Raw genomic sequence first — 2,040 nt, forward strand, 5'->3', positions numbered from 1 at the left:
GGCCACCCCGGCGACCACGGCGATGCCGGTGGTGGCCGCGGCGAGGGTGAGGAACGAGCGCCGGCCCGAGCCGTCGGCGCTCGGGACGGGCGACGGGCGCAGCCGGTCGACCATGGCCCGCAGCCCCAGCACGCCGAGGCCGAAGCCGACGAGGGTGGGGACGACGTCCAGCGGGCCGGCGCTCGCCCGGGTGACCGTGGCGGCGAGCGAGACCAGGCCCAGCACCACGACGAGCGCGACGCCCGCGCGGCGGCGGGCCAGCTCCAGGACGCCGGCCAGCGCCGCCAGCAGCGCCACGACGACGGCCATCGAGGCCAGCAGCACCGCCTTGTCGTTGCTGCCGAAGGTGCGGATCGCGAAGTCCTTGAGCCACAGCGGCACGCGGTCGACGAACGCCGAGCCGATCGCCAGCAGGGGCGAGGACGACGTCCGCACGAGCGCGGCCGCGAGCTCGGCGGTGCCCAGGGTCAGCGCCGCGGCGACCAGCCCGGCCAGCGCGGCGAGGCCGCGCCGGGTGCGCGCAGAGCGACGGCGCGGTGCGTCCACAGCGTTCATACCCCCAGGTTCGTCCCCCGGACGGCCCAGGATGGGTGGCGCCACGCACGGGATCGGCGCCACGCTCCTCGCATGAGGGCGATCTGGAAGGGTGCGGTGTCCTTCGGCCTGGTCAACGTGCCGGTCCGGGTCTACGCCGCCACGGGGCGCAACGACGTCCGGTTCCACCAGGTGCACGCCGCCGACGGCGGCCGCGTGAAGTACTCCCGCGTGTGCAGCGTGGACGGCGAGGTCGTGCCCTACGGCGAGATCGCCAAGGGCTACGAGACGGCCGACGGCGAGCTCGTCGTCCTCACCGACTCCGACCTGGCCGACCTGCCGCTGGCCACCGGCCGCGAGATCGACGTCGTCGAGTTCGTGCCGGCCGAGCAGGTCGACCCCATCCTCTTCGACACCGCGTACTACCTGGAGCCCGACAAGGCCGCCGCCAAGCCGTACGCGCTGCTGCGCGAGGCGCTGACCGCGACGTCGCGGGTGGCGGTGGTCAAGGTGGCGCTGCGCCAGCGCGAGACGCTGGCGATCCTGCGCGTGCGCGGCGACGTCATCTGCCTGCAGACGGTGCTGTGGCCCGACGAGGTGCGCGAGCCCGACTTCGAGGTGCTCGGGCAGGACGTCTCCCTGCGCCCGCAGGAGCTCGCGATGGCCTCCTCGCTCGTGGAGTCGCTCTCGGCCGACTTCGACCCCGGCGAGTTCACCGACGGCTACACCGCCGCGGTGCACGCCCTCATCGAGGCCAAGGTCTCCAGCGGCCAGGTGCAGGCGCCGGCGGCCCAGGCGGAGTCGGGCGAGGGCGGCGGCGCGCAGGTGGTCGACCTGCTGAGCGCGCTGCAGCGCAGCGTCGAGCGGGCCCGCGCCAGCCGCGGCGAGCCCGCGGCGGCAGCCGCCGAGGAGCCGGCAGCCCCGAAGCGGACCCGCGCGAAGGCGGCCCCGAGGACCACCGCCGTGAAGGCGCCTGCGAAGACGGCTGCGAAGACGGCCGCGAAGGCGCCCGCGAAGGCGCCCGCGAAGACGGCCGCGAAGGCGCCCGCGAAGACGGCCGCGAAGGCGCCGGCGAAGGCCGCCGCGAGGACCCCCGCGGGGGCCGCCCCGGCCGAGGACGCCGCGCCCGCGAAGCCGGCGCGCCGCCGCCGCACCGCCTGACGCGCCTCGCGTCGCGCTTCCCTCCCGTGCGCCGGTCGGGGATCGTGGCCCCGTGAGAGGCGGGGCGGCGCTCGCGCTCGTGGTCCTGGTGCTGGCGGGGTGCTCCTCGGCCGGCACCCCCGACGAGCCCGCACCGGCGCTCACCGGCGCGCTGGAGCAGCACCGGCGCGACGTCGAGCTCGGCGTGGTCCAGGTGGAGCTCGGCGTGCCCGACGGCGCCGCCGCGCTCACCGTCGTCGGCCTGGAGCTGGACGCCGCGGCCTTCCCGGACGCCGTCCCGCTCGAGCGCGAGGTGCAGCTCACCGCGGGCCGCGTCGTCGACCTCCCGGTGGTCCACGGCGCCCC

Annotated in this window: 1 protein-coding gene and 2 pseudogenes; 2 read left to right on the top strand and 1 reads right to left on the bottom strand. The window is 76.9% G+C overall.

Annotated features, from left to right (window positions below; genetic code table 11):
* Positions 1-555 (bottom strand): annotated as a pseudogene (locus AC5FZL_RS16515) (molybdopterin-dependent oxidoreductase); the annotation flags it as partial.
* A 72-nt stretch (positions 556-627) separates the two neighbouring features.
* Between AC5FZL_RS16515 and ku the strand changes: the two are divergent.
* Together ku and AC5FZL_RS16525 are read left to right on the top strand one after the other, a co-directional pair.
* The gene (gene ku / locus AC5FZL_RS16520; RefSeq protein WP_493619966.1) at positions 628-1,695 is read left to right on the top strand and encodes a non-homologous end joining protein Ku; all 1,068 of its coding nucleotides are present in this window, start codon (positions 628-630) and stop codon (positions 1,693-1,695) included.
* Between the two features lie 52 nt (positions 1,696-1,747).
* Positions 1,748-2,040: pseudogene (locus AC5FZL_RS16525) on the top strand (hypothetical protein); the annotation flags it as partial.

It is taken from the genome of Quadrisphaera sp. DVD1, from assembly GCF_058932755.1.

Coding starts and splice junctions, on each gene's coding strand:
- ku (WP_493619966.1), top strand. CDS start 628: ATGAGGGCGATCTGGAAGGGTGCGGTGTCCTTCGGCCTGGTCAACGTG.